Annotated in this window: 19 protein-coding genes, 2 tRNA genes and 1 pseudogene; 3 read left to right on the top strand and 19 right to left on the bottom strand. The window is 43.5% G+C overall.

Features of this window, described 5'->3' with window-relative positions:
* The first annotated feature begins 8 nt into the window (after positions 1 to 8).
* A complete protein-coding gene (locus KIH87_RS14395) occupies positions 9 to 1,370 on the top strand; it encodes a dicarboxylate/amino acid:cation symporter (RefSeq protein WP_232358550.1) in 1,362 nt (453 codons plus the stop codon).
* A 34-nt stretch (positions 1,371 to 1,404) separates the two neighbouring features.
* Here the strand turns inward: KIH87_RS14395 and glpQ are convergent, their stop codons facing one another.
* The 17 genes and pseudogenes from glpQ to KIH87_RS14310 form a co-directional block, all read right to left on the bottom strand.
* Positions 1,405 to 2,421, bottom strand: coding sequence for a glycerophosphodiester phosphodiesterase (gene glpQ, locus KIH87_RS14390; protein ID WP_232358549.1), 1,017 nt, complete (start codon positions 2,419 to 2,421; stop codon positions 1,405 to 1,407).
* A gap of 52 nt (positions 2,422 to 2,473) precedes the next feature.
* Positions 2,474 to 7,003 (bottom strand): EAL domain-containing protein, encoded by a 4,530-nt coding sequence (locus tag KIH87_RS14385; RefSeq protein WP_232358548.1) that lies wholly within the window; start codon positions 7,001 to 7,003, stop codon positions 2,474 to 2,476.
* Between the two features lie 412 nt (positions 7,004 to 7,415).
* Positions 7,416 to 7,799, bottom strand: coding sequence for a lactoylglutathione lyase (gene gloA, locus KIH87_RS14380; protein ID WP_232358547.1), 384 nt, complete (start codon positions 7,797 to 7,799; stop codon positions 7,416 to 7,418).
* 403 nt (positions 7,800 to 8,202) lie between these two features.
* Positions 8,203 to 8,415 (bottom strand): transcription antiterminator/RNA stability regulator CspE, encoded by a 213-nt coding sequence (cspE, locus tag KIH87_RS14375; protein WP_232358546.1) that lies wholly within the window; start codon positions 8,413 to 8,415, stop codon positions 8,203 to 8,205.
* A 282-nt stretch (positions 8,416 to 8,697) separates the two neighbouring features.
* A pseudogene (locus KIH87_RS14370) lies at positions 8,698 to 8,814 on the bottom strand (endonuclease III); the annotation flags it as partial.
* Positions 8,815 to 9,122: 308 nt separating this feature from the next.
* On the bottom strand, positions 9,123 to 9,803 hold the full coding sequence (locus tag KIH87_RS14365) for a DUF2290 domain-containing protein (RefSeq protein WP_232358545.1): 681 nt from the start codon (positions 9,801 to 9,803) through the stop codon (positions 9,123 to 9,125).
* Positions 9,804 to 9,805: 2 nt separating this feature from the next.
* Entirely contained in the window at positions 9,806 to 11,962 is a 2,157-nt protein-coding gene (locus KIH87_RS14360; RefSeq protein ID WP_232358544.1) for a DEAD/DEAH box helicase, read from the bottom strand.
* Between the two features lie 58 nt (positions 11,963 to 12,020).
* The gene (gene nth, locus KIH87_RS14355) at positions 12,021 to 12,683 is read right to left on the bottom strand and encodes an endonuclease III (RefSeq protein WP_232358543.1); all 663 of its coding nucleotides are present in this window, start codon (positions 12,681 to 12,683) and stop codon (positions 12,021 to 12,023) included.
* A gap of 31 nt (positions 12,684 to 12,714) precedes the next feature.
* Entirely contained in the window at positions 12,715 to 13,434 is a 720-nt protein-coding gene (locus tag KIH87_RS14350; protein WP_232358542.1) for an electron transport complex subunit E, read from the bottom strand.
* Complete coding sequence (gene rsxG / locus KIH87_RS14345; protein ID WP_232358541.1) at positions 13,431 to 14,087, bottom strand: electron transport complex subunit RsxG; 657 nt, start codon at positions 14,085 to 14,087, stop codon at positions 13,431 to 13,433. Before rsxG ends, KIH87_RS14350 begins: the two co-directional genes overlap by 4 nt.
* The gene (gene rsxD, locus KIH87_RS14340) at positions 14,087 to 15,211 is read right to left on the bottom strand and encodes an electron transport complex subunit RsxD (RefSeq protein WP_232358540.1); all 1,125 of its coding nucleotides are present in this window, start codon (positions 15,209 to 15,211) and stop codon (positions 14,087 to 14,089) included. The genes rsxG and rsxD overlap by 1 nt, the downstream gene beginning before the upstream one ends.
* Positions 15,212 to 15,214: 3 nt before the next feature.
* The gene (gene rsxC, locus KIH87_RS14335) at positions 15,215 to 17,353 is read right to left on the bottom strand and encodes an electron transport complex subunit RsxC (protein WP_232358539.1); all 2,139 of its coding nucleotides are present in this window, start codon (positions 17,351 to 17,353) and stop codon (positions 15,215 to 15,217) included.
* Entirely contained in the window at positions 17,350 to 17,946 is a 597-nt protein-coding gene (rsxB, locus tag KIH87_RS14330) for an electron transport complex subunit RsxB (RefSeq protein ID WP_232358538.1), read from the bottom strand. The genes rsxC and rsxB overlap by 4 nt, the downstream gene beginning before the upstream one ends.
* The gene (gene rsxA, locus KIH87_RS14325) at positions 17,943 to 18,527 is read right to left on the bottom strand and encodes an electron transport complex subunit RsxA (protein WP_232358537.1); all 585 of its coding nucleotides are present in this window, start codon (positions 18,525 to 18,527) and stop codon (positions 17,943 to 17,945) included. Before rsxA ends, rsxB begins: the two co-directional genes overlap by 4 nt.
* A 221-nt stretch (positions 18,528 to 18,748) precedes the next feature.
* Positions 18,749 to 19,177: a hypothetical protein gene (locus KIH87_RS14320; RefSeq protein WP_232358536.1), complete on the bottom strand. Its 429-nt coding sequence runs from the start codon at positions 19,175 to 19,177 to the stop codon at positions 18,749 to 18,751.
* A 12-nt stretch (positions 19,178 to 19,189) separates the two neighbouring features.
* A complete protein-coding gene (locus KIH87_RS14315; protein WP_232358535.1) occupies positions 19,190 to 19,870 on the bottom strand; it encodes a hypothetical protein in 681 nt (226 codons plus the stop codon).
* 155 nt (positions 19,871 to 20,025) lie between these two features.
* A complete protein-coding gene (locus KIH87_RS14310) occupies positions 20,026 to 22,440 on the bottom strand; it encodes a zinc-dependent metalloprotease (RefSeq protein ID WP_232358534.1) in 2,415 nt (804 codons plus the stop codon).
* A gap of 253 nt (positions 22,441 to 22,693) precedes the next feature.
* On the opposite strand from KIH87_RS14310, the gene KIH87_RS14305 reads away from it, so the two are divergent.
* Positions 22,694 to 23,005 carry a type II toxin-antitoxin system RelE/ParE family toxin gene (locus KIH87_RS14305; RefSeq protein WP_232358533.1) on the top strand — a complete coding sequence of 104 codons (312 nt, stop codon included), beginning with the start codon at positions 22,694 to 22,696 and terminating at the stop codon, positions 23,003 to 23,005.
* Positions 22,998 to 23,285 carry a helix-turn-helix domain-containing protein gene (locus KIH87_RS14300; RefSeq protein WP_232358532.1) on the top strand — a complete coding sequence of 96 codons (288 nt, stop codon included), beginning with the start codon at positions 22,998 to 23,000 and terminating at the stop codon, positions 23,283 to 23,285. The genes KIH87_RS14305 and KIH87_RS14300 overlap by 8 nt, the downstream gene beginning before the upstream one ends.
* A gap of 37 nt (positions 23,286 to 23,322) precedes the next feature.
* On the opposite strand, the gene KIH87_RS14295 is transcribed toward KIH87_RS14300, so the two are convergent.
* A tRNA-Asn gene (locus KIH87_RS14295) sits at positions 23,323 to 23,399 on the bottom strand.
* A gap of 64 nt (positions 23,400 to 23,463) precedes the next feature.
* Positions 23,464 to 23,540 (bottom strand) — tRNA-Asn (locus tag KIH87_RS14290).
* Positions 23,541 to 23,659: the final 119 nt, after the last annotated feature.

The raw sequence follows: 23,659 nt of genomic DNA, 5'->3' as shown, positions 1-23,659 counted from the left end.
AAATCGAAATGTCTTATTCAGTTGTTCCATATCTGCAACATCTAAAAACCAACCGAGCTGTATTTTTAGGCGCAGGGCTAGGGATTTACATTGGTTTGGTGAAGACCGAATGGATTGAAGTGGTTGCGCCTATTGGTCGTTTTTATCTTGATATGCTGACCATGTGTGTATTGCCCATTCTGCTTACTGCTATCTCTCTTAGCATTGGTCGTTTACTAAAACAGAAAGGACAGAAGAACCAGCTTGGTCGCTTGTTAAAAGTGTTTTTGGGCACCATGATCCTGGCAAGCTGTATTGGTACTTTCTCTGGATTGATGTTTAATCCGGGCAGTAATCTGGGTGAAGAATCCATGGCGGCTATTGGTAATATCATTCAGGATTTGTCTGCGCCTGATTTGGAAGTCAATCTATATGAACCTTATAAAGAGCCCGAAGAGCACTCATTGATCCAGGCGTTTTTCCTGAATCTGGTGCCTTCTAATATCTTTGAGGCGCTTGCCAGTGGTTTAACCATTAAAGTGCTGTTCTTTGCCATCTTATTTGGTTTTGCCATAGGGACGTTAAAAGAAGATGTGTCAGAGCACATTTGTGTCAGCTTTGAAGCTATCTATTCTTCCTTTAACAAGCTGGTGCAGTGGTTAATGTATATCTTTCCCTTTGGCTTGTGCGGGTTGTTAGCTTCTACTATGTCCCAAATTGGCTCCGATGCGCTGATTGCCATGATTAAGTTTGTACCGATTGTTGTGTTTAGTTTTGTACTGCTTTTTATCATTATGTCGTTGTTTATCTGGCAGCGTACCGACACCTTCTGGGGCTCGATGAAGGCGCTAAAAGATCCGATCACCATTTCTTTAAGCACCGCCAATTCAATGGCGAGTTTGCCAGCCAGCCTGGAAGCGCTTAATAAACGTTTAGGCTTTGATAAGCAAAGCGTGGATTTGCTGGTGCCACTCACCTTTACTTTGTGCCGGATTGGCCCCACGCTTTACTTTGCCTTGGCTACTATGTTTGTTGTACAGGTGTACAACCTGGATGTGGATCCGGGGTTGATTATCGTGGTGATTTTGGGCTCATTATTGGCAGGAACGGCAACGGCTGGCTCTTCCGGTGTGTCGATGTTAACCATGTTGTCATTGGTATCGGGGCCACTTGGATTACCACTGGATGCGGTATTGGTGTTATTTGTGGTTATCGACCCTATCATTGCGCCGTTCCGGGTATTGGCGATTGTGCATAGCTCTTGTGCCATCATTACTATGGTGTTGCCCAAGAGAGAACTGCCGCTTCCGCCGGATGGTTCTGAATTCGATGGATCTGAACCCGGCATATCAGAGCGGGATACTCATGAAACGGATAAAATCCACGCATAAGCTTTGGTGAAGAATACGTGACGACAGGCGATGTTTACTGCATCGCCTGTTTATCCATATTGTTGTTCAGATAAGCACGCACTACATCGGTAAAATCGCTAAATACACCGTCGACTTTTACTGTTTTGAACAGGGCATCCAATAGTTCGGTTTGTTCTGAATCCAATACCAGAGCGTCGATTCGATAGGTATAGGGATGGATTTTTAACCCCACATTATGAGCAATTTCAGCATAGCCAGTGCTTACTAACTTTTTATTGCTATCTCGCTTTAATAATTGTGGTATCCAGGGGCCAATCCCTTGTGCCACTGTCGCGATTTCCTTAATGCCCTCTTCGGTTTTCAAGTAGTCATAATTCGTTTCTGCTTCTTGCCAGTCATTCTCGGCAATGAGTTGAACCAGTTTCAACTGGGCTTTTAATTCGTGTCTCAGGCGTTTGGTTTCGGCAAAGTCAAAGCACTGTATGTAAATGGCGGATTCGGGGGTGTCTAGTCCATGATTGCGTAACAGGGTTAGGGTAATGGTGCTGATATCCTTACCTTGCTGCTTGTGCCACTTTGGGGCTTTGATTTCTACGTAATAGCCAACTTGCTTTTTATGCTGGCGGTTTAGCTGTTGGATGATCTCCAATTCTTCTTGCAAGGTAGCAATAGTGAAGTGGGCATCGCCCTTGTAGCGATCAGGGAATACTTGCTCCCCTTTTTCATCTCTGCGTTCAAATACGCGTAATGTTTTTAATTCCGCCAGCGTGAAGTCAATCGCATAGTAACGACCATCATCGCGTTTTCTATCCGGAAATTGCGTTGCGACATTGGTGATGGTATCAATGTGAATGTCGTGCAATACCACGGGAATGTTGTCTTTACTCAGCACCACGTCTTGCTCGATATAGTCTGCCCCTTGCATATAAGCCATCACCACAGCTTCTAACGTATGTTCTGGTAAATAACCAGAAGCGCCTCTGTGAGCAATAACGATAGGCTGTGCAAATATTTGAGCGGTAAATGATAGCAACAGGGCAGAAAGAAATACGAGACGAGCAGCTCTCACGGGGGTTCCTTGTTCAGATTAGATTGATAAGACGTTAACCTATAACGATTTTTTATGACAGCTCGGTGACAGAGGTTTTCGCAAAGGGGATTTGCGCTATTTCTTTCACTGGTAGAGGTTTACTGTATAAGTAACCCTGAATGAGTTCACACCCTAAACTTTCCACATAACGCAGTTGAGCGCGGTTTTCTACGCCTTCCACAATGCAGTTAAGCCCCAGGTTTTTCGCCAGAGTGATGATGGAATTCACGATCGAGCGATTGGTATTGTTTTCCAAATCATTAATAAAGCTGCGATCTATCTTGATATAGTCGATGGAGAACTTACTCAGATATCCCATTGAGGAATAGCCGGTTCCAAAGTCATCAAGCAGTAGTTTAAAGCCTAAATCCCGCAGTTCTTTTAGCCTTTTTAGCGCAATGTCTAAATCGGCTAATAAGGTGGTTTCGGTAATTTCCAGACGCAACACGTTGGAAGGCAGATTATGAATATGCAGCAAACCAACCAGCGTTTCACTCAAACCTTCCTGCAAGATATGAACAGGTGATAGGTTGATGGACACGTAGAAATCCGGGTACTGGCTAAAGTAGGTGGCATAATCGTCTAATGCCGTGTCTATGGCATTAATGGTCATTTGAGATATCAGGCCAATCTCTTCTGCAATGGGAATAAAAATAGAAGGCGGAACCATTTCATCTTTATTTTGCCAGCGCATCAACAGTTCTACACCCACCATGCGGTTTTCACGGCTGTTGATGATAGGTTGATAGTAATTCATAAACTGATTTTGACGGCAAGCATCTTTTAAATCGTTTTCCAGCGTGATACGACGATGTGCTTTTTCGTTCATGTCTTGAGTGAAAAACTGGAACTCGCCTCGTCCGGCTTTTTTGGCGTGGATCATGGCAAGGTCGGCTTTTTTGATCAGCTCGTTGGCATCATCGGAATCTTCTGGGTAGGTTGCTATTCCCACACTGGAAGTAATGTTGACGTGCAAGTCACCCAGCACGATGGTTTTGGAAAGCTCATGCAGAATCTTTTGTGCTGTTTGACTGACTTCATTGATGTCTGTCATTTCATTAATCAGCACGATAAATTCATCACCACTTTGGCGTGCCACGATATCTTTGGTGGCAACGCAGTCAAGTAGCAGTGACGAAACATGTTTCAATAAGTTGTCACCGACAAAGTGACCATACAGGTCATTCACCTGTTTGAATTTATCCAAATCAATAAATAGCACGGCAAATGGCATTTGGGAGCGACGAATTTTCGCTTCAATTTTTTCAAATAATAACTGACGATTGGGCAGGTCGGTCAGGTAGTCATAATGAGCAAGATGACGCAGTTTTTCTTCTGCATGTTTTTGATTGGTAATATCAGAAATAACAATTACATAGTGGGAAATTATACTATTTTGGCGAGCGATGGCGTTGATTTTGATCAGCACCGGATGCTTTTCATTCGACGGCGTTTCAAGTACCTCTTCCCCTTGCCAGCTTTCTCTGGGGTTGAGTGATTTCAGTATTTCTTTGAATTCCTGATATTTTTGTCCACCAAGTCGAGTTAACAGCTGTTTTAAAGTCTGTTGCGTGTTTTCCCGAGTCAAATCGAAAACCTTCATAAAGGCTTCATTTGCCGTAATGGGATTTAGCTTGGCATCCAGGATCAGTACCCAGTCGTTGATCTGGCTAAAGGCTTCACCAAATAGTTTTGCCTGTTCCTGATTTGCCTTTGTTTCTGTAATGTTGGTATAAGTTCCAATAATGCGTGCTGGTTTTCCATCTTCATCCCATTCTACGACTCGTCCAACATCTCTGTACCAAAGCCAGTTGCCGTTTTGGGCGCGCATTTGATAAGTGGCGTCCCACTCGGTTTTGTGACTGCCCAGAAAATCTAACCAAAGAGGTTTAATTTGACGGTAATGCTCGGGTTTTAGCAATTGAGTATGGTCTTGAATAGTGATGGCCCCTTTTAAATCACTGTATCCAAGATCTTTCGCTACTCGTTCTTCATATAAGGTGTCGTTATGGATATGGTAATCCCAAATGCCGCTATTGGTGCCGTAAAGCGCCATTTGCATTTGTTTTCTGCTTTCATTCGTTTCCTGATGCATTTTCAGCAATTCCAGCTGCTTTTCTCTGCGCTTCATGAAGAAAATCAGCAAAGCGCTACCAATGACTAACAGGTAGGAAATTTTTGCTCCTGGTGAGTTCCACGGTGAGTAGTTCACTTTTATCTGCATTAAAAGGGGCGTGCTCTGGGTGTCGTGAATAGGATGATCGGCTGTTACCAGCAACTGATATTCGCCCGGTTGTAATTTGGGGAGCATAAACTCGTTAGAGTTATAGTTGTTAAACTCCATTGAAACAGGGCCTTTGAGCTGAATGGCGTATTGAGTGCGATTCTGCTGAATATATTCCAAGGTTGAGAATTGCAACTTCAAACCATATTGGTCATGGTTCAATACAATGTTTGCCCCATTTATGAAGGTTTTCTTGGTATTTCCATCTGACAGCAGGGATATATCACTGAGCACAACCTTATATTCCTGCGTGCTTGTGTTATCTAGTTGGAAATCAGAGGGTGAAAGTATTGTTATCCCTAACGGCGAACCAAAGATCATACGACCATCTTTAAGCTTCAAAGACGATGAACCATTGAATTCAGAGGATAACAGGCCGTCTTCGGCAATATAGGTTTCAATATGATTGCGGTCTTCATGCAAGCGATAAAGCCCTGACTGGGAACTAAACCAGATGTTATTAAACTCATCCATCTGCAATGCGTAGACATGGCTGGTGAGTAATAAATTGGAATTGTTGAAACGATATAATTCTTCATAGGTGTTGCTATCGAGCCCAATCAAACCTTCGCCTGCCACGGCTAGCCAGAGTACGCCTTGCTTATCGACTAACCAGCGGTCTACATAATCAAAGGCGTGAGGTTGGTAGTTTTTCACCTGGTAAATAAGTTTGGCTTCTTCAGTTTTCAGGTTGTACTCAAATAACTGACCAGAAGCACTTAACAGCACGGTGTTTTCCCTGTTCGGTAAGGCAGATAAAAATGCCACGCCAAGTGCAGGATTAACTTGTTCTGCTAATTGTGGAAGAGGTTTGATTTCGCCAGATATCGCATTGAAATGGTAGTAATTATTCTGGCTGAAAAAATAAATGTGTTCATTGTTTTGAATATAGGTTCCAAGTGTCCAGTTCTCTTCAACAATGGTTCTGGCATAGTCCTGCATAAATGGACGACTGAGTTCGCCAGTGGTTTTATTGAAATTGAATAAACCTTCGTCGTTATCTATCCAGAGTAAATTATCATCTTGAGAGTCAGGATAAATATTACGAATAACCTGTCTTCCAGAGACGGCTTTCTTGTCTGGATTAACGATATATGACTGTACAGTATTGTTGTTTATGTCGTAGCGGTTTAGTCCATTGTTTGTTGCGATCCAAATCATTCCGTCATTGTCTTCGTGGATATTCCACACATTTTCATTACTAATGTGAGGCATTGTTCGAGTTGTGACATGACTAAAACGGGTTGATATATCTGACCAGACCAACACTCCCTGAGAACGAGATGCTAACCAAAGGTTGCCAGTATCGTCGCGATACAGATCCAGAATATTGTCATCGGCTGTACGGTATCTTGAGCTGCTAAAATTAAGCAGAAATTGGATATGATGGGTTTTTGTGTCAAAGAGAAATAATCCCTGATTGGTGGCGATGTAATACTTATCGCCAGTTTTATCAATATCCCAAATGTTTAAATCGGCAATCAGTAATTCTGGCGCACTGTAATCTTTTCTTCCATTAATTTTAATGCGAAATAGCCCCTCCACAGTACCAACCAGCAGCCCGAGTTCCTTGCAGTGCTGGAGCATTTTTGTATTGTTACTATCTCTGTTCTTGAAGCCCGCGGGAAGGTGATTAAGAGGCTGTACTTCGTTATTGAGTGTGTCTAGCGTAAACAAGCCGTTTGTTGTCGCAATGTAAAGAATGTCGTCTTTCAACAACAGTTCTCGAACGTAGTCGTCATTACTTTCTATGATTTCAAATCGGGTAAATGATTTATTGGCGATATCCAGCCTTTGGACACCATTGGCAATGCCTAACCATAACGTGTTGTCGTCACTTTGAGTGATCGCTGAGACATCGGTTGATTGGAGCCTGCCCGGTGAGTTTTCTAAATTGGTAAACTTTTCAGTTTCAAACGTGGATGTGTTGAGTCGATATAAGCCTGATAACCCTGTGCTGACCCACAAATATCCCTCGTTATCCAGAAACAGGGTACTAATAGCTTCTTTTTCAAAGATATTATTGGGGCCTTTTACCTGCTTAACATCGTAGCCATCAAAGCGGTTGAGCCCCATTTGGGTGGCAATCCAAATGAAACCCTCTTTGTCTTGCAGTGTTTTGGTAACATCACTCTGCGACAGTCCTTCACTTGGAGATAAGCGAGTAAGATATTGGCTGAAATCTTGCGATGCACAGGCAATAGAAACCTGCAGGCTCAATAGAAATGCTGCGAGTAACGGGATTGCTTTTCTAAGCCCCAAGAGGCTAATTGACATCTTTCTGATCAGCTTATTCATATTACTTTGAGGACGTTATTATTACTGATGATGCGTGACACAGGTTTACGCAACTTATTGATCCCTAAAGTTCGATTTCTATAAAAAAAGTTTGGCAGATAATGAATTATTTGCAGCCTTTCTTCCCACTTTAAGCTAATTATTTTATCGTACATCAACACTTGGTTATTATATTTGCCCATTGGGATAGGGTAGAGGATATAAACGTATTAAGTATTGATGACAAGGTCAATCGTAATTGTTAGATCCCAATCATATTTTCTATTCTTGAACCTGTTAAGGAAACTAAACGAAAGCTCTCAGCCCTTTATTTATACAGGACTGAGACAATGTTTAAGTTTGAGAAAAACTTGGGTGTAATACAAAAGTATTGAGAATTTTATTAACAGACTCAATGACTTTGAATTAACTCGATAGCGTAACCATCTGGGTCGCGAACAAACGCGATAACCGTTGTGCCCCCTAACACCGGGCCAGGCTCACGGTACACTTCACCCCCTTTGGCCTTAATAGCCTCGCAGGTTTGGTAAATGTCATCCACGCCAATCGCCAGGTGCCCAAAAGCCGTCCCCAAATCGTACTTTTCAGTGCCCCAGTTATAGGTAAGCTCTAATACCGTATGGTCTGATTCATCGCCATAACCCACAAATGCCAATGTGTATTTGTACTCAGCATTCTCACTCTGACGCAATAATTTCATGCCTAACACCTGAGTGTAGAAATCAATAGAACGTTGTAAGTCGCCAACACGCAGCATGGTGTGAAGTAGTTTCATAACAGGATCCTTTTTCATTTGGTTATCTTATTGATTGGAAGAGCAAGGAATAAAAGGTTCAAATCCGGGCATCATTTAAGCTGATGCTATACATAACGGACGTTGCCAATATGGTAGCACATCAGCGAATGCATATTGCTGAAGTGTTCAAGCTACCTGATAGCCATTATCCTCAAGTACCTAAAATCCCCCCGATTGAATACGGGATGATTGCACAGTTGTGCTCCCATATAATAGAGATTTAATTTGTATTTCATTGAAATATAAGTATTTATTTTTTAATTTGAGCGTTTTCTTATGCGCAGCTCAGGTTGGTAGGGCAAAAAACTGGGGATTAATTCAAGGAGAGAGTATTACGGTAATGAAAGGCTAGTCTGAGCTAGCCTTTGTAGAATTTTTTCGTTTAAACGGCCATCACATTCGCAGCTTGCGGCCCTTTCTGACCTTGCTCAATAGTGAATTGTACTTGCTGACCTTCAGTTAGCGATTTATAACCTTCAGATACAATTGAACGAAAATGAACAAAAACGTCTTTACCACCACCATTAGGCGTTAAAAAACCAAAACCTTTATCTTCACTAAACCACTTAACTACGCCATTTACAGAATTAGACATATTTGAAACCTTTTATTAATTAAATATTTTGGTGGTAAACCACCGACAAAGCCATAGATAAAACATTAACCGTTAGAGCAAATGAAAATACAAGTTCGACTTAAATTAATAAAAGAGGAAAGAGAAACGCAAAGTGCAGTAATAGAAAAAGCTTTAAATCTCTAAAGCAGCGGAATAGTACGTTGTTGAACGTTATATGTACAGGCATTTATTGTTTTATTTTTAAATTGGATATGTAAGTGATTAGTTGTATACATCTTCAATGCCCTGATTATTGATTAATCACTCGGTTTTCTCTTTAAACTCGCACAAGTCTTCAATCAAACACGAGCCACAGCGTGGCTTTCTTGCCACGCAGGTATATCTTCCGTGCAGGATTAGCCAGTGGTGAACTTGTAAGGCCTGAGAGCTGAAAAGCTTGAGCTCGAAATTCAGTGCAATGATCTGAACAAAAAGATAACGCGCGGGCGTGAGTTGCTTAGCTCAATTACACCAGACATTAAAAAAGCGCTTGATGAGCATTCGAACGCTGTTAGATACTGTCTGACAGCATTAAAAGAACGGCTTGCTGAACGTTGGGGTATGAGATACGAGAACAATCAGTTTAAGTCGGATGCAGAGGACTTCATTGATGAAATTGAGGACAAACCTTCACAAGTATTCCACAAACGAAGGCCGCCAAGATAGTTCTTTGAGTAGCTTATTCATTAACGATCCTGATATGGGATCATCATGTGCACCAGGTTTCTCTCGTTGGCTGTGATGGATAAAGGGAATGATATGTTGTGCTGTGGCAAGCCGCTGATGAAATCATGCTCATCAGTCTGGTAAAAATTGCGAAGTATAAACTCAATAAACCAACGGGGTGTTAGAGCAGCAGAAACCGGAATGCGGCAGCCCTCAACATCTCCTAATGTAAGATGACTTATTGGATGTATGACATCAACATGAACATCTGCCCGTGCATCAAAATCAAATCGAAGAGGGAATGGAGTAATTCTTCTTTGGATTATATCGATGAATAATTCATCCTGAATATACGAATCAGGATCATTTTTAAACGGCAGCAAACTCGGAGAAGGATAAAACGCGAGCCTGTGTTGCTGGAGGTTTCCTGCTTTATCGAGTCGGTACATCATCTGGATCAACGCACCATCAATAAGTTTCATATTGTATGAACGTTTTCCATGCAATTCATCGTAAATTTCTGAATATTCAATATCGGTAAGTGCAATAGATATGTGTTCAGAACCACTAAAAGTGATTTCGTCAACAGTGGCATGAGATCTGATAGCTGAAAAACTAGGGTCGTCGCATAGTCCTAAGCTGACCAATTCCGCTATTAGGCCATCGATGTCGGTTTTAATATTCTGTGGTTGCAGAGGCATTGTTAGTTGTCCCCTAGCAGCCTTCTAAGCTTTTCTCGTGTTTCTGGATCAAGGTCTTCTGGGTGCAACTCTCCATTTTCTATATCTCCCAAGAGATTAGCGAGTTGACTTTTGGTTTTCTCGAGGCGTTGCTTTTCTTGAGGAGACAAGTCTCTATGTACGACTCTCAGTTTACTTAGTAATGCGTCATCGGGATAAGTGAAATCCAATACAAAACCGTTATGCTTAAGGATACTAAACTCATTTATTAAATCTTGCATTGCAGAGCCATAGCCGATAACCCTAACCCATGCTTTGCTTCGAGTTATAGCTGTAAATAGGCGATTCCTTAAGCTAGCCAATCCTGTGCCCACTCCATTACAGTCCTGAGCATTAATAACATAAACCATTCCGGCTTCGTTTCCTTTGGCGCGATAAATTCCCGTAAAAGTCACAGATTGAGTATCTGTTTTAAAAAATACGTCTGCATCAGTATCGACACCTGCCAAATGCGCCTGTATTCCTCTATCGAACAGAAGCTTTCGAATGGGGCCAGTACGACGACGAGCTGACATGGGATCAGGGTGGATTACAATGACATCATCATGCCTAAGTTCGTCCGTTGTTAAATTTTCCTGTATCTGTTGAGCTAACCAAGTATTTTGTTGATCTTCATCGTCAAACTTAATGAATTGAACAAGGTCGTCAATATGTGAATGATCTTCTAGGAACCTTGGACTTGTATCTACAGTGCGCTCTAGAGTAATTCGCTGGCCTTTAGCTAATTGACCGTTTTTTACCTTATAGCCAATTTCTTCCCATAGGGCTGGGTAGTCAAACATTTGAACTAGCCCAGTAGGAGAACCATTGGGCGCTGGACGATGAATACCAAAGCCCAGACCATGCGCTGACACTAAAACAGGTCGCGAATTCCTATAGCACTTTTGTAATATCACATCACGCTTCCGGTCATTGCCAAAAGTCACAAGCGGTTGCCCTGCGTTATTATTACCAAAAATCTCTTCAGGCGGAGGAAGTGAAGTTCCAGAAAGATTCTGGAGTTCGTCATAGGCATATACGAGTCGTTTGGGTTGTTTCAACATTGAATAACAAAGTTTTAGAAAGCTTGGTGCGAAGTCTTGAGCTTCATCCGTAAGTATTACATCGTAGAGTTGTGCTGCTTCTGATTCATGAATCAAAGCGGCGCTACAAGCACCATCAAATGCTCTTTCATTACCACCAAACTTATTGGCCGCACTTCGGAAATCGTAAAATTCTGCTCCGGTAGCGCGACAATATTGATAATAAATACCGTCTCGCGAGTCTCCACCAGGTGCACCCCAAGCATTAACAACTCTTATTTTTGTCCAATCGGGCTCCTCACCACTTTGCTCAATACAAAAGTTATTTATCAATCTCCGAAATTGACCTTTAAGGGAGCGAGTATGGAAGGTTACAGCTATGTGCCAATCTGGGTATTGAGTATGCAAATATGCAGCTTTAAGAGCTAGTACTATGGTTTTCCCTGAACCAGCTAGACCTCGGATACGTTGAACACCATCTACTGTCTCGATAACTGCCTTGTTTTGCCTATGATCTAGAGTCGCAATAGAGTCTTCCAACTGTTTTAGTTTCGCCCCACGTGAATCTGGACGAACCACCTCGCGCTTTGATCGATTTTTTCGGATACTACTTAAGCTTTCTACCGCTGATAAAGTCATCCGGTATAGCTCATCAGAACCCTCATTCCAATCCATACTATTCAATAGTTCAGGGAGTGATCTTTCATTGACGAGTGGATAGAGTTCATCGAGGACAACGTCGTTGTCATTCATTCCGGGCGCAAATGAAATTACGTGTAATGGGACGGCTAGCTGTCTGCCTTTTACCAGTTCGCGGTGTAATTTTAAGCGAGCTTCGATCTTGTTAGCTAAATCATCTTGACGTTCTTCATAATTTGCGAGATTCATACCTTCTATTAAGTCGAAAAGTATGATTCCTTTTGACGGGCTAACTAAAGTAGCATCAATGGAGTACTTACCGTCTGGAGTTGCAATGAGAGGGTAACCAGTAAAAGTTTCTCCAGTAATGTTTTGTACATTATCGATACAATTAATTAAGGCATCAGTTGCTACAGGCTTTTTATTTACACCGCGTGTTATGTTTAATCTTTCGGTCATAGATTTATATCCTTCTTAGCATGGCTCATCCAATTGGCAGCAGTAAAAGAAGACGTTCTTAATCGCATGTTTTATCCTTAAATTCACACAGATCCTCAATTATACAGCTACCGCATTTAGGATTTCGGGCAGTACATACGTAACGACCATGTAAAATAAACCAATGATGCAAGTTAAACATAAATTCAGCTTTATTCGGTGTATTTTTTATGATTGCTTGTTCAGTTTGCTCAACAGTCTTGCCCTTAGCATAACCGGTGCGATTGGCTAAGCGTTGAATGTGGGTATCAACCGCAATAAAGTATCTACCTTCATTATCTTTTAGCCAGCCGAAGGCTGTATTCAGAACTACGTTTGCTGTTTTGCGTCCTACGCCGGGTAGGGCTTCCAGTGCTTCACGGTTTTCGGGGACTTCTGAGTTGTGCTGCTCTACCAGTATTTGACAGGTTTTCATCACGTTTTCGGCTTTGGCGTTAAATAAGCCGATGGTTTTAATGTAGTCTTTGAGTCCGTCCAGTCCCAGTTCCAGAATCGCTTCCGGCGTATTGGCTACGGGGAATAATTTGTCGGTGGCTTTGTTTACGCCCACATCCGTTGCTTGTGCCGACAGGATCACAGCAATCAGCAATTCAAAAGGAGAGCTGTAGTTTAGTTCTGTGGTGGGGTGTGGGTTGTCGTCTCGTAAGCGAGTAAGAATTTCAATGCGTTTTTGTTTATTCATGTCGGTGTTGTTGTTCTTTCTCTTGCTCTTTTTATATACCAGAGTCGGTAATATTGGCTGCTGTAACTCGTGCTCGTTGGATCTCTTGCGGCGCTTCTTTCGGCTCAAAGATGGCTTCCAAGCGTTTGTCCATGACGTTTTTCAAGGCGATTAAAAAGCCCATGCCGATGAAGGCTCCCGGTGGCAATATTGCAAGCAAGAAAGGGCTGTCGGTTTCAAAAACGACGACTTTCAGGCTTTTTGCCCAGTCACCAAAGAGCAAGTGAGCCCCGTCAAATAAAGTTCCGTTACCCAATAGTTCTCTCATTGAGCCCAACACGACCAATACAGCGGTGAAGCCTAATCCCATCATCAAGCCATCCATTGCTGCCAGTTTTACGGGGTTCTTGGATGCATAGGCTTCGGCGCGGCCAATAATGGCGCAGTTGGTAACGATTAATGGAATGAATATGCCCAGAGCCAGATACAGGTTATAGGTAAAGGCGTTCATGAGCAGTTGAATAATGGTCACAAAGGCGGCGATAACCATCACAAATACCGGAATACGGATTTCTTTCGGCACATAATTGCGCACGGCAGATACGGTGCAGTTTGAGCCTAACAATACGAAGGTGGTAGCAAGTCCCAAACCCAAGCCGTTAATGGTGGTGGCTGTGACCGCTAATAGCGGGCATAAACCCAATAGCTGAACCAGCGCAGGATTATTTTTCCACAAGCCTTGCCAGGCTAATTCGAGGAGTTCTTTTTTCATTCGTTTGCTCCACAAGTCGCGTTTGCGGAAAAGGCTTCATCCCAATGGGTTTGCATATATTTCACTGCGTTGCCAACGCCAGCTACAACGGCTCTTGGTGTGATGGTTGCGCCGGTGAACTGATCAAATTTGCCGCCGTCTTTTTTCACTGCCCAAACCGAGTCGTGAACATTATCGGCTGGTTCGCCACTGAAAACCGTGATCCAGCTACTCACGCGCTCTTCGATTTTGTCGCCCAATCCCGGGGTTTCTTTGTGAGCAATAATACGGGTGCCGCCTATGCTGCCATCGGCAAGCAGTGACACCAGCATTTTGATTTGCCCGCTGTAACCATCCTGACTAATGGCTTCCACCGCAAGTGCAACCGGAGCGTCGTCCATACGGGCGCGATAGAGGTGCAAAGACTGATTTGCTGATTTACCTGACTCATTCAGACCAAACAGAATAGGTGCGTTCACCAGCGTACAGTCGCTGGCTACGTCATTATTGTATTGTGCTGGTGGGATGATTTTATTCAGCGTATTTAACAGGGTTTGGCGTTCTTGAGCCGCGATGCGATCGGCTGTTGCCCAATGTGTGAGTGCAATTAGACCCGATGTAACAAGGGCAAACAAACCTAATAATAAGCCATGGCGCAGTACGGTTTCATTCATCAGGAAGCGCCTCCTGTTTCCGTATCTTTATCTACATTTCTCTTGTCTACATTTGTCTTTTCTACATTTGTCTTTTCTATATAGCCATAGGGCTTCGGTTTGGTGTAGTAGTCGATCACGGGCACAGCCATGTTCATAATAACGACAGCAAAGGCTATAGCGTCTGGATAGCCACCCCAGGTACGAATAACAAACACCCAGAAGCCAATCATGGCACCAAAAATAATACGGCCTTTGTTGCTGGTGGCGGCGGTGACTGGGTCGGTGGCAATAAAGAAGGCGCCTAACATGGCTCCACCACTCAATAAATGGTGCATGGGCGTTGCATAGTGATCGGCATTTAACAAGTTAAACACAGCGGCAAAAAACGCCATGCTTACCAACATGGATACAGGAATGTGCCACGAAATCACGCGCTGTTGCAGTAGTAACAAACCACCGGCAAGAAAGGCCAAATTGACCCACATCCAGCCGATGCTCCAGCCGTCTTGAAATATGCCACCTTGCAGGCTTTCGCTGTAAGTCATGTTATGGCTAATGGCGGTTTTTACCTGATCCAGAGGCGTAGCCATCGTGAAACCATCAACACCGGTTCGCATTTGTGTGACGCTGAATCCTTCCACGCTGTATTGAGTGAATATGATGGAAAAGGCATCCATGAAATCCTGACTTTGTTCCGCGACACTGGCAGGTGGAGCCCAGGATGTCATTTGCACAGGAAATGAAATCAGTAAGGCGATATAGGCCGCCATCGCTGGATTAAACAGGTTAAATCCCAGGCCGCCGTAGAGCTGTTTAACAATGGCGATAGCGAAAAATACGCCGATGACAGTGATCCACCAAGGCGCAAAAGGCGGAATGCTGATGGCTAGCAATAACGCGGTTAATAAGGCGGAACAGTCTTTAATTGCCAGTTCGATATTCTTCTTGCGCAGTTCCAACATGGTGGCTTCGGTTACGATTGCCACAGCCGATGCCAGAACTAAATGAATAATGGTTCCCCAGCCAAAATGCCAGGTTTGCATGGCAATGCCGGGTAGGGCGCAGAGCATCACCAACTGCATGATGTCGGAGGTAGTACGCTTTTTATGTACGTGTGGAGAGCTCGCCATTAATAGTGACATGGACTATTGCTCCCCTGAATTTGGCTTATCTGATTTTGCTTGCTCATTCTCTCGTTCGGCTTTTCTGGCCTTGGCTTTGGCAATAGCGGCTTCGACGCGCTTACGGCGGGCTTCTTCCGGGTCTTCATCTTGCTGTGGTGAAGCTGGTAAAGTTAGTAAAGTTTCTGAGCTCGGTGAACTTGATGGTTCAGATTGTACTTCTTGTTGAACCGGTTCTTGTATCTGTGCTTGAGCTGGTTCTTGTATTTGTGCTTGTGCCGCTTCACGTTTAGCTTTGGCGCGAGCAATTGCCGCTGCGATTTTAGCTTTTTTATCGTTTTCTTCGGCGTTTGCCGTATCCGCTGGCGCTTCTTCTACTTTGGCCGGTGTTTCTGAAGTTGAATCATTTTGAGCCGCTTCGCGTTTGGCTTTGGCACGAGCGATAGCCGCTGCGATTTTGGCTTTTTTATCGTCTTCTTCGGCGTTTGGGGTATCCGCCGGTGCTTCTTCTACTTTGGCCGGTGTTTCTGAAGTTGAATCATTTTGAGCCGCTTCGCGTTTGGCTTTGGCACGAGCAATAGCGGCTGCGACTTTGCTGTTTTTGTCTTCTGCTTTGGCTGCAATTTGAGCTTCAACTTTAGCTTCGCTTGCTGACGCCACTATTTCGGCTTGTTTTTGCTTCTCTGTTTCAACCAGCTTTTCTCGGGCTTGAGCAGACTGTTGACGTTTTAATTCGCGTTCTTCTTTTTCGCGTTCCAAACGGTCTTTGCGGGCATTGAATCGAGCTTTTGACTTGTCTGATTTTTGCTTCTGTTCTTCGTTAATACGAACATCGGCTTTGCTTTGTCGATAGTAGTGAACCAAGGGAATATTGCTCGGACAAACAAAGGCGCAAGCCCCACATTCAATACAGTCGAACAGATTAAACTCTTGCAGTTTGTCCAGTTCGCCTGCTTTGGCATGCCAATACAATTGTTGCGGTAACAGCCCGGCAGGGCAGGCGTCGGCACAGGCTCCACAACGAATACAGGCCATTTCTTGTCCGGGCGTCGGCATTTCTTTTTCTGTGGGAGCGAGTAAGCAGTTGGTAATTTTTACAACAGGCACTAACGGTGAGGCTATGGTAAAGCCCATCATGGGACCGCCCATGACGATGCGCTGTTGCTTCTGCTTTTTCGGACTGTATCCCGCTTCGTTGAGCAGGTGTTCAACTGGCGTGCCTAACAAAGCCCAGACATTTTTCGGCTGTTCCAAGGCTCTGCCTGTAAGGGTGACAACCCTTTGTACCAGCGGTTTACCTGCGAATATGGCGTCGGCAACCGCAAAGCAGGTTCCCACGTTTTGCATCATAATGCCCAGGTCGACAGGTAGCTTTCCTTTAGGGATTTCCTGACCTGTGAGTACCTGAATCAGCTGTTTCTCGCCGCCTGCAGGGTACTTGGTGGGCACTTCACAGATGATGTATTTTTCTTCTTCCTGACAAGCGACCTGCATCGCTTGTATCGCCTCGGGTTTATTGTTTTCGATAGCAATAAACACGCACTCGGGTTCCAGTAAATGCACCAATACATCAATGCCCTGACGGATTTGCCAGCTATGCTCGCGCATCAGGCGGTCGTCAGAGGTGATATAAGGCTCACACTCAACGCCGTTAATAATCAGGTATTTTACTTTCTTTTCGGTGGACAGCTTGATGTGAGTGGGGAAGCCCGCACCGCCCATGCCAGAAATGCCAGCCTGGCAGATTTTCTCAACCACTTCGGCTTTGGGCAGTTCTTTGTATTGCTGAACAGGAGATAAATCAGTCCATTTTTCCAGCCCGTCAGGGGTTAATTCTATGGTGAGCTCAGGTTGCCCTGACGGCTGAGCCGATACATGTTCTTTAATCGCAGTAATTTCACCCGATGTTGGCGCATGTACTGGAACGGCAAAAGGATTACTGCTGTGGGTAAGAGGTTGGCCTTTTAATACCTTGTCGCCCACGGCTACCTGCAAACCGCCTTCCACACCTATGTGTTGCTTGAGTGGAATATAGAATACCGATGGCAAGCTGACTTCGGAGATTTCAAATTGATTGGATAAACGTTTCTCTTCACGGGGGAAAACGCCACCCGGGAAGTCCCAAAGACGATGCTGTTTTATCCGCTCGATAATACTGTTCAACTGGCTTCCCTTATTTCACTTTCAGGCGTTTGTTTGTCTGCCACTGTGATTTGGGTGACAGGAATGGCGTCTAATTGCCAGCGCCAATGTTTACTGTTCTCTTCAACCGGGATCATATCAATGCAATCAACAGGGCAGGGGGCAACACAAAGGTCGCAGCCCGTGCACTCGTCGATGATGACGGTGTGCATTTGTCGAGTGGCACCGAGAATGGCGTCAACCGGGCAGGCTTGAATACACTTGGTGCAGCCGATGCATTCATCTTCGCGAATATAAGCGACTTTTTTCACATCCGCTTCGCCATGAGCTTCATTCAACGGCTTGGCTTCAACTCCCAGTAAATTGGCGATATTTTTAATGGTGGCATCGCCGCCTGGAGGACATTTGTTGATTTCCTCTCCGTTGGCGATAGCTTCTGCGTAAGGTTTACAACCTGGATAGCCGCACTGACCACATTGCGTTTGCGGTAACAGTTCGTCGATTTGATCGACAATAGGGTCGCCTTCCACTTTAAACTTAATGCCGGCAAAGCCGAGAATTGCGCCAAAGCAAAGGGCAAGAACGGCAACGGCGATAATAGCGAATAGGGTCATGACAACTTCACCAATCCGGTAAAGCCCATAAATGCCAGACTCATTAACCCGGCGGTGATCATGGCAATGGCTGTACCTTTAAATGGCACAGGTACATCAGCAACCGCCAGGCGTTCACGCAAGGCTGAAAATAGCACTAGCACCAAAGAGAATCCCAGCGCAGCGCCAAATCCATAAATAATGGATTCCACGAAATCATGCTGTTTGTTTACATTCAGCAGAGCTACGCCCAAAACGGCACAGTTAGTGGTGATAAGAGGCAGGAAGATACCAAGCAAACGATATAACACCGGGCTGGTTTTATGCACCACCATTTCAGTGAATTGCACCACAACCGCAATGACCAGAATAAAGCTGAGGGTTCGCAGATATTGAATTTCCAACGGAACAAGAATGTATTGCTCAACCAGATAGCTGCACATTGACGCGATGGTCAGTACGAAAGTGGTTGCCATAGACATGCCAATCGCGGTCTCCAACTTGTTGGAAACCCCCATAAAAGGACATAGCCCGAGGAATTGCACCAGAACAAAGTTGTTCACCAGAACGGTGCCAATTAACAATAATAAAAACTCTGACATTCAGTTGTGGAAATGCTGCGTTAATTTAGGTTGTGAAATTGCGGCACATTATCCTTGAGCAGCTTATGGTGTGCAAGTAAAGCCTATGTTTTCGCTGAAAAATGGGTGGGGGAGTGAATTCGTGGTTTTTAATATTTAAGAGTTTTCCTTGGAAGAGCATTGGATTCAAGTTGTAATCATAACTTTGTTATTACTTACTATTGGCTCCATATGCGATGAGTTCAGAAGTAACTAATGCTCTCAAAAACCATGAGGTGTAACTCTTTAACTTCAAGAATTAGATTGTCTATTGGTGGAAAGCTCTCAATATTTCTTTGTCGGTATTCTAATTTTTTACTTTTATAAATCGGTGATAGGCTGCGAATAGAGTTGAAATCTTGTATTCCATGATTCTTGGCCTTATCCAAAAGTTCGAACAAGTCATGACCGATTTTTCGGAGCTCTTTGAGTGACATTCCTCTTTTAAACAAGAAGCTTTTTAAGCTTAGTTCTGCTGAATGCCCTAATAGGTAGTATGTAATAATCCAATAGTTGACTTTTGTTGGAGGGATTTTGTTAAGAGTTTCAGCAGCTTCTAGGTATTCACTTGAGAGAGAAAAAAAAGTCGCCTCATCTTCTAAATTTTTCATTCCTTCGGTAAATCTAATCATAATGATTTCTCGTCAACTGTAATTAATAGGGTATAGTTGAAAAGAAAAATCGAATAGAACTGATTCAATATCTCCCGGGCTTATTTTTTCGCCAGTATCGTTCAATACTTGTTTTGATATGATTCTATAAAGTTCAAACATTTCTGAAGCATCACTTGCATTTATGGTTTTGAAGTTGTCTCTTAGTTTGCTGTTTGAGCCTTTACTATTTGTTAAAACTGCTGCGATTCTCCAATCTACAACGCCGTACTTTTCGGGATAGAGCAATCTTAATACTGCTGAAGCCATTTTTTGGCTAATTTTGGACATATCCGTGTTTTCATTAATACTTCCCATACCTTTAAGATAGTTCAGGTGTTTCAACACGTCTGCATCCGATTTGTTTTGTTGAACGGAACTACACACATCAGTAACTGCGTTGGTAATAGAGCTTGCATTATTTGAAGCAAGATGTCTTTTATAGAAAGGTTTGCACCCCCTTATTTCCATACCGTATTTCCAGCTTTCTATATCGACTATAAATTGCTTCACTATTTGGAGGTCGTTACCACAGGGGAATTCTCTTTTTTTGACGATGTTTTTAACTTGTTTACCTTTTTGAATTAATAATTGAGTTCTTTTGTATGCATCTGAATTTTTGAGTGTTTTGAACTTTTCCACATATTCTTGGGAATCAATAGGACTAATATACACACTGCGCCTTTATATTTCTGTAATAGGTTTTAAATATTACCGTTTGTTGCAGCTTAAAGGTTGAATAATTTTAATCAAAATATGGAGTTTTGATTATCAAAGGGTTAGGCCAGAGACTTGCTCCAGCCTAACGTTCTGTTTTGTATCAATGGCGATTAAATCGGTGAGCCCGGAGGAAGAGGGGCGGTATTGAGTTTACCTTTCCATTCACCTTCACTTAGATAGTGCTCTAGCCAGCTAATAATAAGCTTCTGAGACTTGCTTGCCTTATCATCGTCTCCGGCATTTTCTACCAGTGCAGTTAAGGCATCATGAATAACAGCTTTTGATTCAATGCCAAGCTCTGGTTTTTCCAGTAATTCGACCAAAGCATTGACGACTACATGATTCACTCTGTTTTGAATGTCAGATTCGGGTTTGCTGGCGCTAAACGTGGCTTTTAGTAGTTCATCAATCAGTGTGCTTATGTTGAAGTCTTTTTGATTCTGCAAGCTTAATCGGTTCAAACGTGCTGGATGCAGTATCATTTTGACAATATGAGCACTGAGGGACTCGGCTGCGCCCAACGAGTCAAACACTTGAGAGGTTTGGCCTTTGAATGCTTCTCTTGTGCGTTCATAACCATAGGCCTGAGGAGTGATTAAGCTTAACAATTCATCGCTAAGTTTCAGGTTTTCTGTCTCCAGTGCTATTAACAAGCTCTTAAGTGCTTGCTCTTGATGCTTTGCGGTAACAGGACTGATGCCTTGAGGCTTTTTACCTGCCTCTTTAGTCTCGTAGCTGTAAGCTGTGCCACCAATTTGTCGAACGACAGCTTCTAACTGAAAGCGATGTAGCAAGTAAATAGGTACAAGGTTTTCTTCCAATTGTGACAACGGAGAACCTGGCGCAATGCTATTCAGACCAAAGTTTTCAAGTGCCGTTTTACGCACAGCCATGACATTTTTCAATTCGTTGATTGGGTTATTGCCGTTGTCCCATAGATGGCCTTGAGGGTTAGCTGATGCGATGCCGCGAGCGTCGGGGTCAGACATGAAATCCAGCCCTTGTTTTTGAGCATTGTGAATGATGTTCATTAACCCTTTTTGCTCTTGTTCTGCATTGGCATAGTTTTGATAACCGTAGGCAATGACATGCTTATCCCATTCGCCGATGCCCGTGTCGTAAGCGTTGGATAAGTCAATCTTGCCTCGCTTTAATGTTAACAGTGGGTGAGGGTAATCCATCACCGAAGCGCGACCATTTTCACTGGCGGCAAAGTTGTGAGCGATGCCTAAAGTATGTCCTACTTCGTGAGCCGAAAGTTGACGAATTCTGGCTAGCGCCATGTCTTTTTGTGGCGTGATATCGGCCTGTTTTTCATTCGTTTGTTTGTCATCAAACGGGCTGGTTAAGCCAAGCGCAATAAGCAAGTCCTGACGAACGCGCAATGAACCTAATGTGACATGGCCTTTTAAAATTTCACCGGTTCTTGGGTCAATCACCGAATAGCCGTAAGACCAGCCGCGAGTAGCACGATGCACCCATTGAATGGTGTTGTAGCGCACATCCATTGGGTCTGCGCCTTGTGGTAAGTCTTTAACTTGAAACGCATTTTTATAGCCAATTGCGGCAAAAGCCTGATCCCACCACATGGCGCCGTCTTTAAGAGCCGAGCGAATTGGCTCTGGCACTCCGGGGTCGAGGTAATACACAATGGGCTCAACGGCTTCGCTGACTTTGGCTGTTGGGTTTTTCTTTTCTAATCGGTGGCGTGGAATAACGCGCTGTACAAGAGGTTCATCGATCGCTGTACCATAATCTTTATGGGAAATGCTCCAATATCCAGACATGGGATGGAAAACGCGAGTTTTGTAGTTGTTATCTGGCAGGCGAATTAAAGAGTGATGCAAGTGCACAGTGATACTTTCATAAGAAGGAGTGACCTGTTTTACAAAATCTCCCGCATCGCTGCCGACGAAAGTGACTAACGATTCTAGCTCAATATTATCTGGGAAGGCTTTGCTGTTTTCTGCATGGACGCCACTTCTTGTCGCGTCAATTTTATAAGAACCCTGCTTTTGCGTTTTCAGCGTTTCACCAATGCGATGAATATCGGATAACAGAAAATCGGTGTAATCCACCAGCAATTGCTCGTCTGATTCAGCAACAATTTCCAAACCAGCAATTACCGAGCTGGCAAAGGCTTCGTTCACAGACTGCTTTTCTGCCGGGTTGTCGGTTGAGGCGCGATAGCCAGTATTTAACTGCTTTAATAAAACGCGCTTACCAAAACGTTCAAACTTAACTAGGCGGGTGTCGCCTAGTTGGCCTCGATCCAGCCCAATATCATTTGAACCCATGCCATATGGCAAACTGCTTTGAAACAGGAATTCATCGTCAAGTTGTGACTTATTAACAAGCAAATAAAGCTTGCCGTCGCTGGGGCGGTAGTAAAAGGTGTAGAAACCCTGCTTGCTTTCCAGGTTTTGTACATATTCAGTGGGGGAGAGTGTTTTATTTTCTTCAGCCAAGGCCACATTACTTGTTGTGGTCAGCAGAACCAGTATAAATCCAACTAGAAATCGCATTTCCATCCTCTATTTTTTATAGGTTTCTTTTTCGTTGTTTCTTCAGGGAAGTATTTCTGTCGCTGGGGATAATGACATGAAGGACGGAAATATTCACTGAAAAAGCATGAGATTACCAAAGAGGAAACTTGGTTAGGGCGGAAGTGAGTAGTTTGCTGTAATTATTGTAAGCTGTATCAGAGGGAATGATTATTTGCATTGTTAAATTGAACGGCATTGCCGTATAGTGATAAGGAAGCAAGGAGTTAGCTAGATGATATTTATTGAAACGAGTCTGTTTACCAAGATGTTACCGGATTATCTCAATGATGAGGATTACCGGAACTTGCAATCGTATTTATTGCAAAAGCCTGATGCAGGCGACATTGTCAAAGGTACTGGAGGAGTCCGGAAAGTTCGCTGGGCACTAGAAGGAAAAGGTAAAAGTGGTGGTGTCCGTGCCATTTATTACTGGAAGAAATCTGAGTACGAAATTTGGATGTTAACCATTTACAGTAAATCTGAAAGAACAACGATTCCAAGCCATATATTGAAACAAATTGCAGAGGCGATAGACAATGAGTAATAGAGATATTGGTGCTGAAATATTGGAAGGTATCAAGGAAATTAAAGACTTCAAAAAAGGGAAAGCAAGTTTAAGAACAACAGAGCTTTCACAGCCTTCACCACCAAAGGAGATCCGCAAGAAAATGAATTTGTCTCAGTCAGCCTTTGCTGGACTATTAGGTGTTAGCTTAAGAACGTTACAAGATTGGGAACAGGGTAGAAGAAACCCTCAAGGATCAGCAATTGCTTTACTTCGTATTGCTGAACAACATCCAGAAGTGTTTAGTGATTTGAGGTAAATTGAGTTTTCGCTGTTAGAGCCAGTCTTTTTGAAGTTGGCTCCCCCTCCCCGACTTGAACGGGGGACCTGCGGATTAACAGTCCGTCGCTCTAACCAACTGAGCTAAGGGGGAATCGAAATGTGATTTTATGAGGAATTAATCTGGAACCATGACTACTTATTAGAAAGAAGTAGGATGGCTCCCCCTCCCCGACTTGAACGGGGGACCTGCGGATTAACAGTCCGTCGCTCTAACCAACTGAGCTAAGGGGGAACAGAATATTTCCTGCCGCTTAAAGTGTTTAAAATAAAGGCGTTAAACCTTGAATAACCACCTCAAGACGGGGGCGAATAATAATTATCGTTTTTTGCTGTGTCAACAGAATCTATGCA

This window comes from Paraneptunicella aestuarii (assembly GCF_019900845.1).
Classification (GTDB): domain Bacteria; phylum Pseudomonadota; class Gammaproteobacteria; order Enterobacterales; family Alteromonadaceae; genus Paraneptunicella; species Paraneptunicella aestuarii.
The sequence above is the reverse complement of the archived record's forward strand: the minus strand, read 5'-3'. Positions and strand labels throughout refer to the sequence as shown.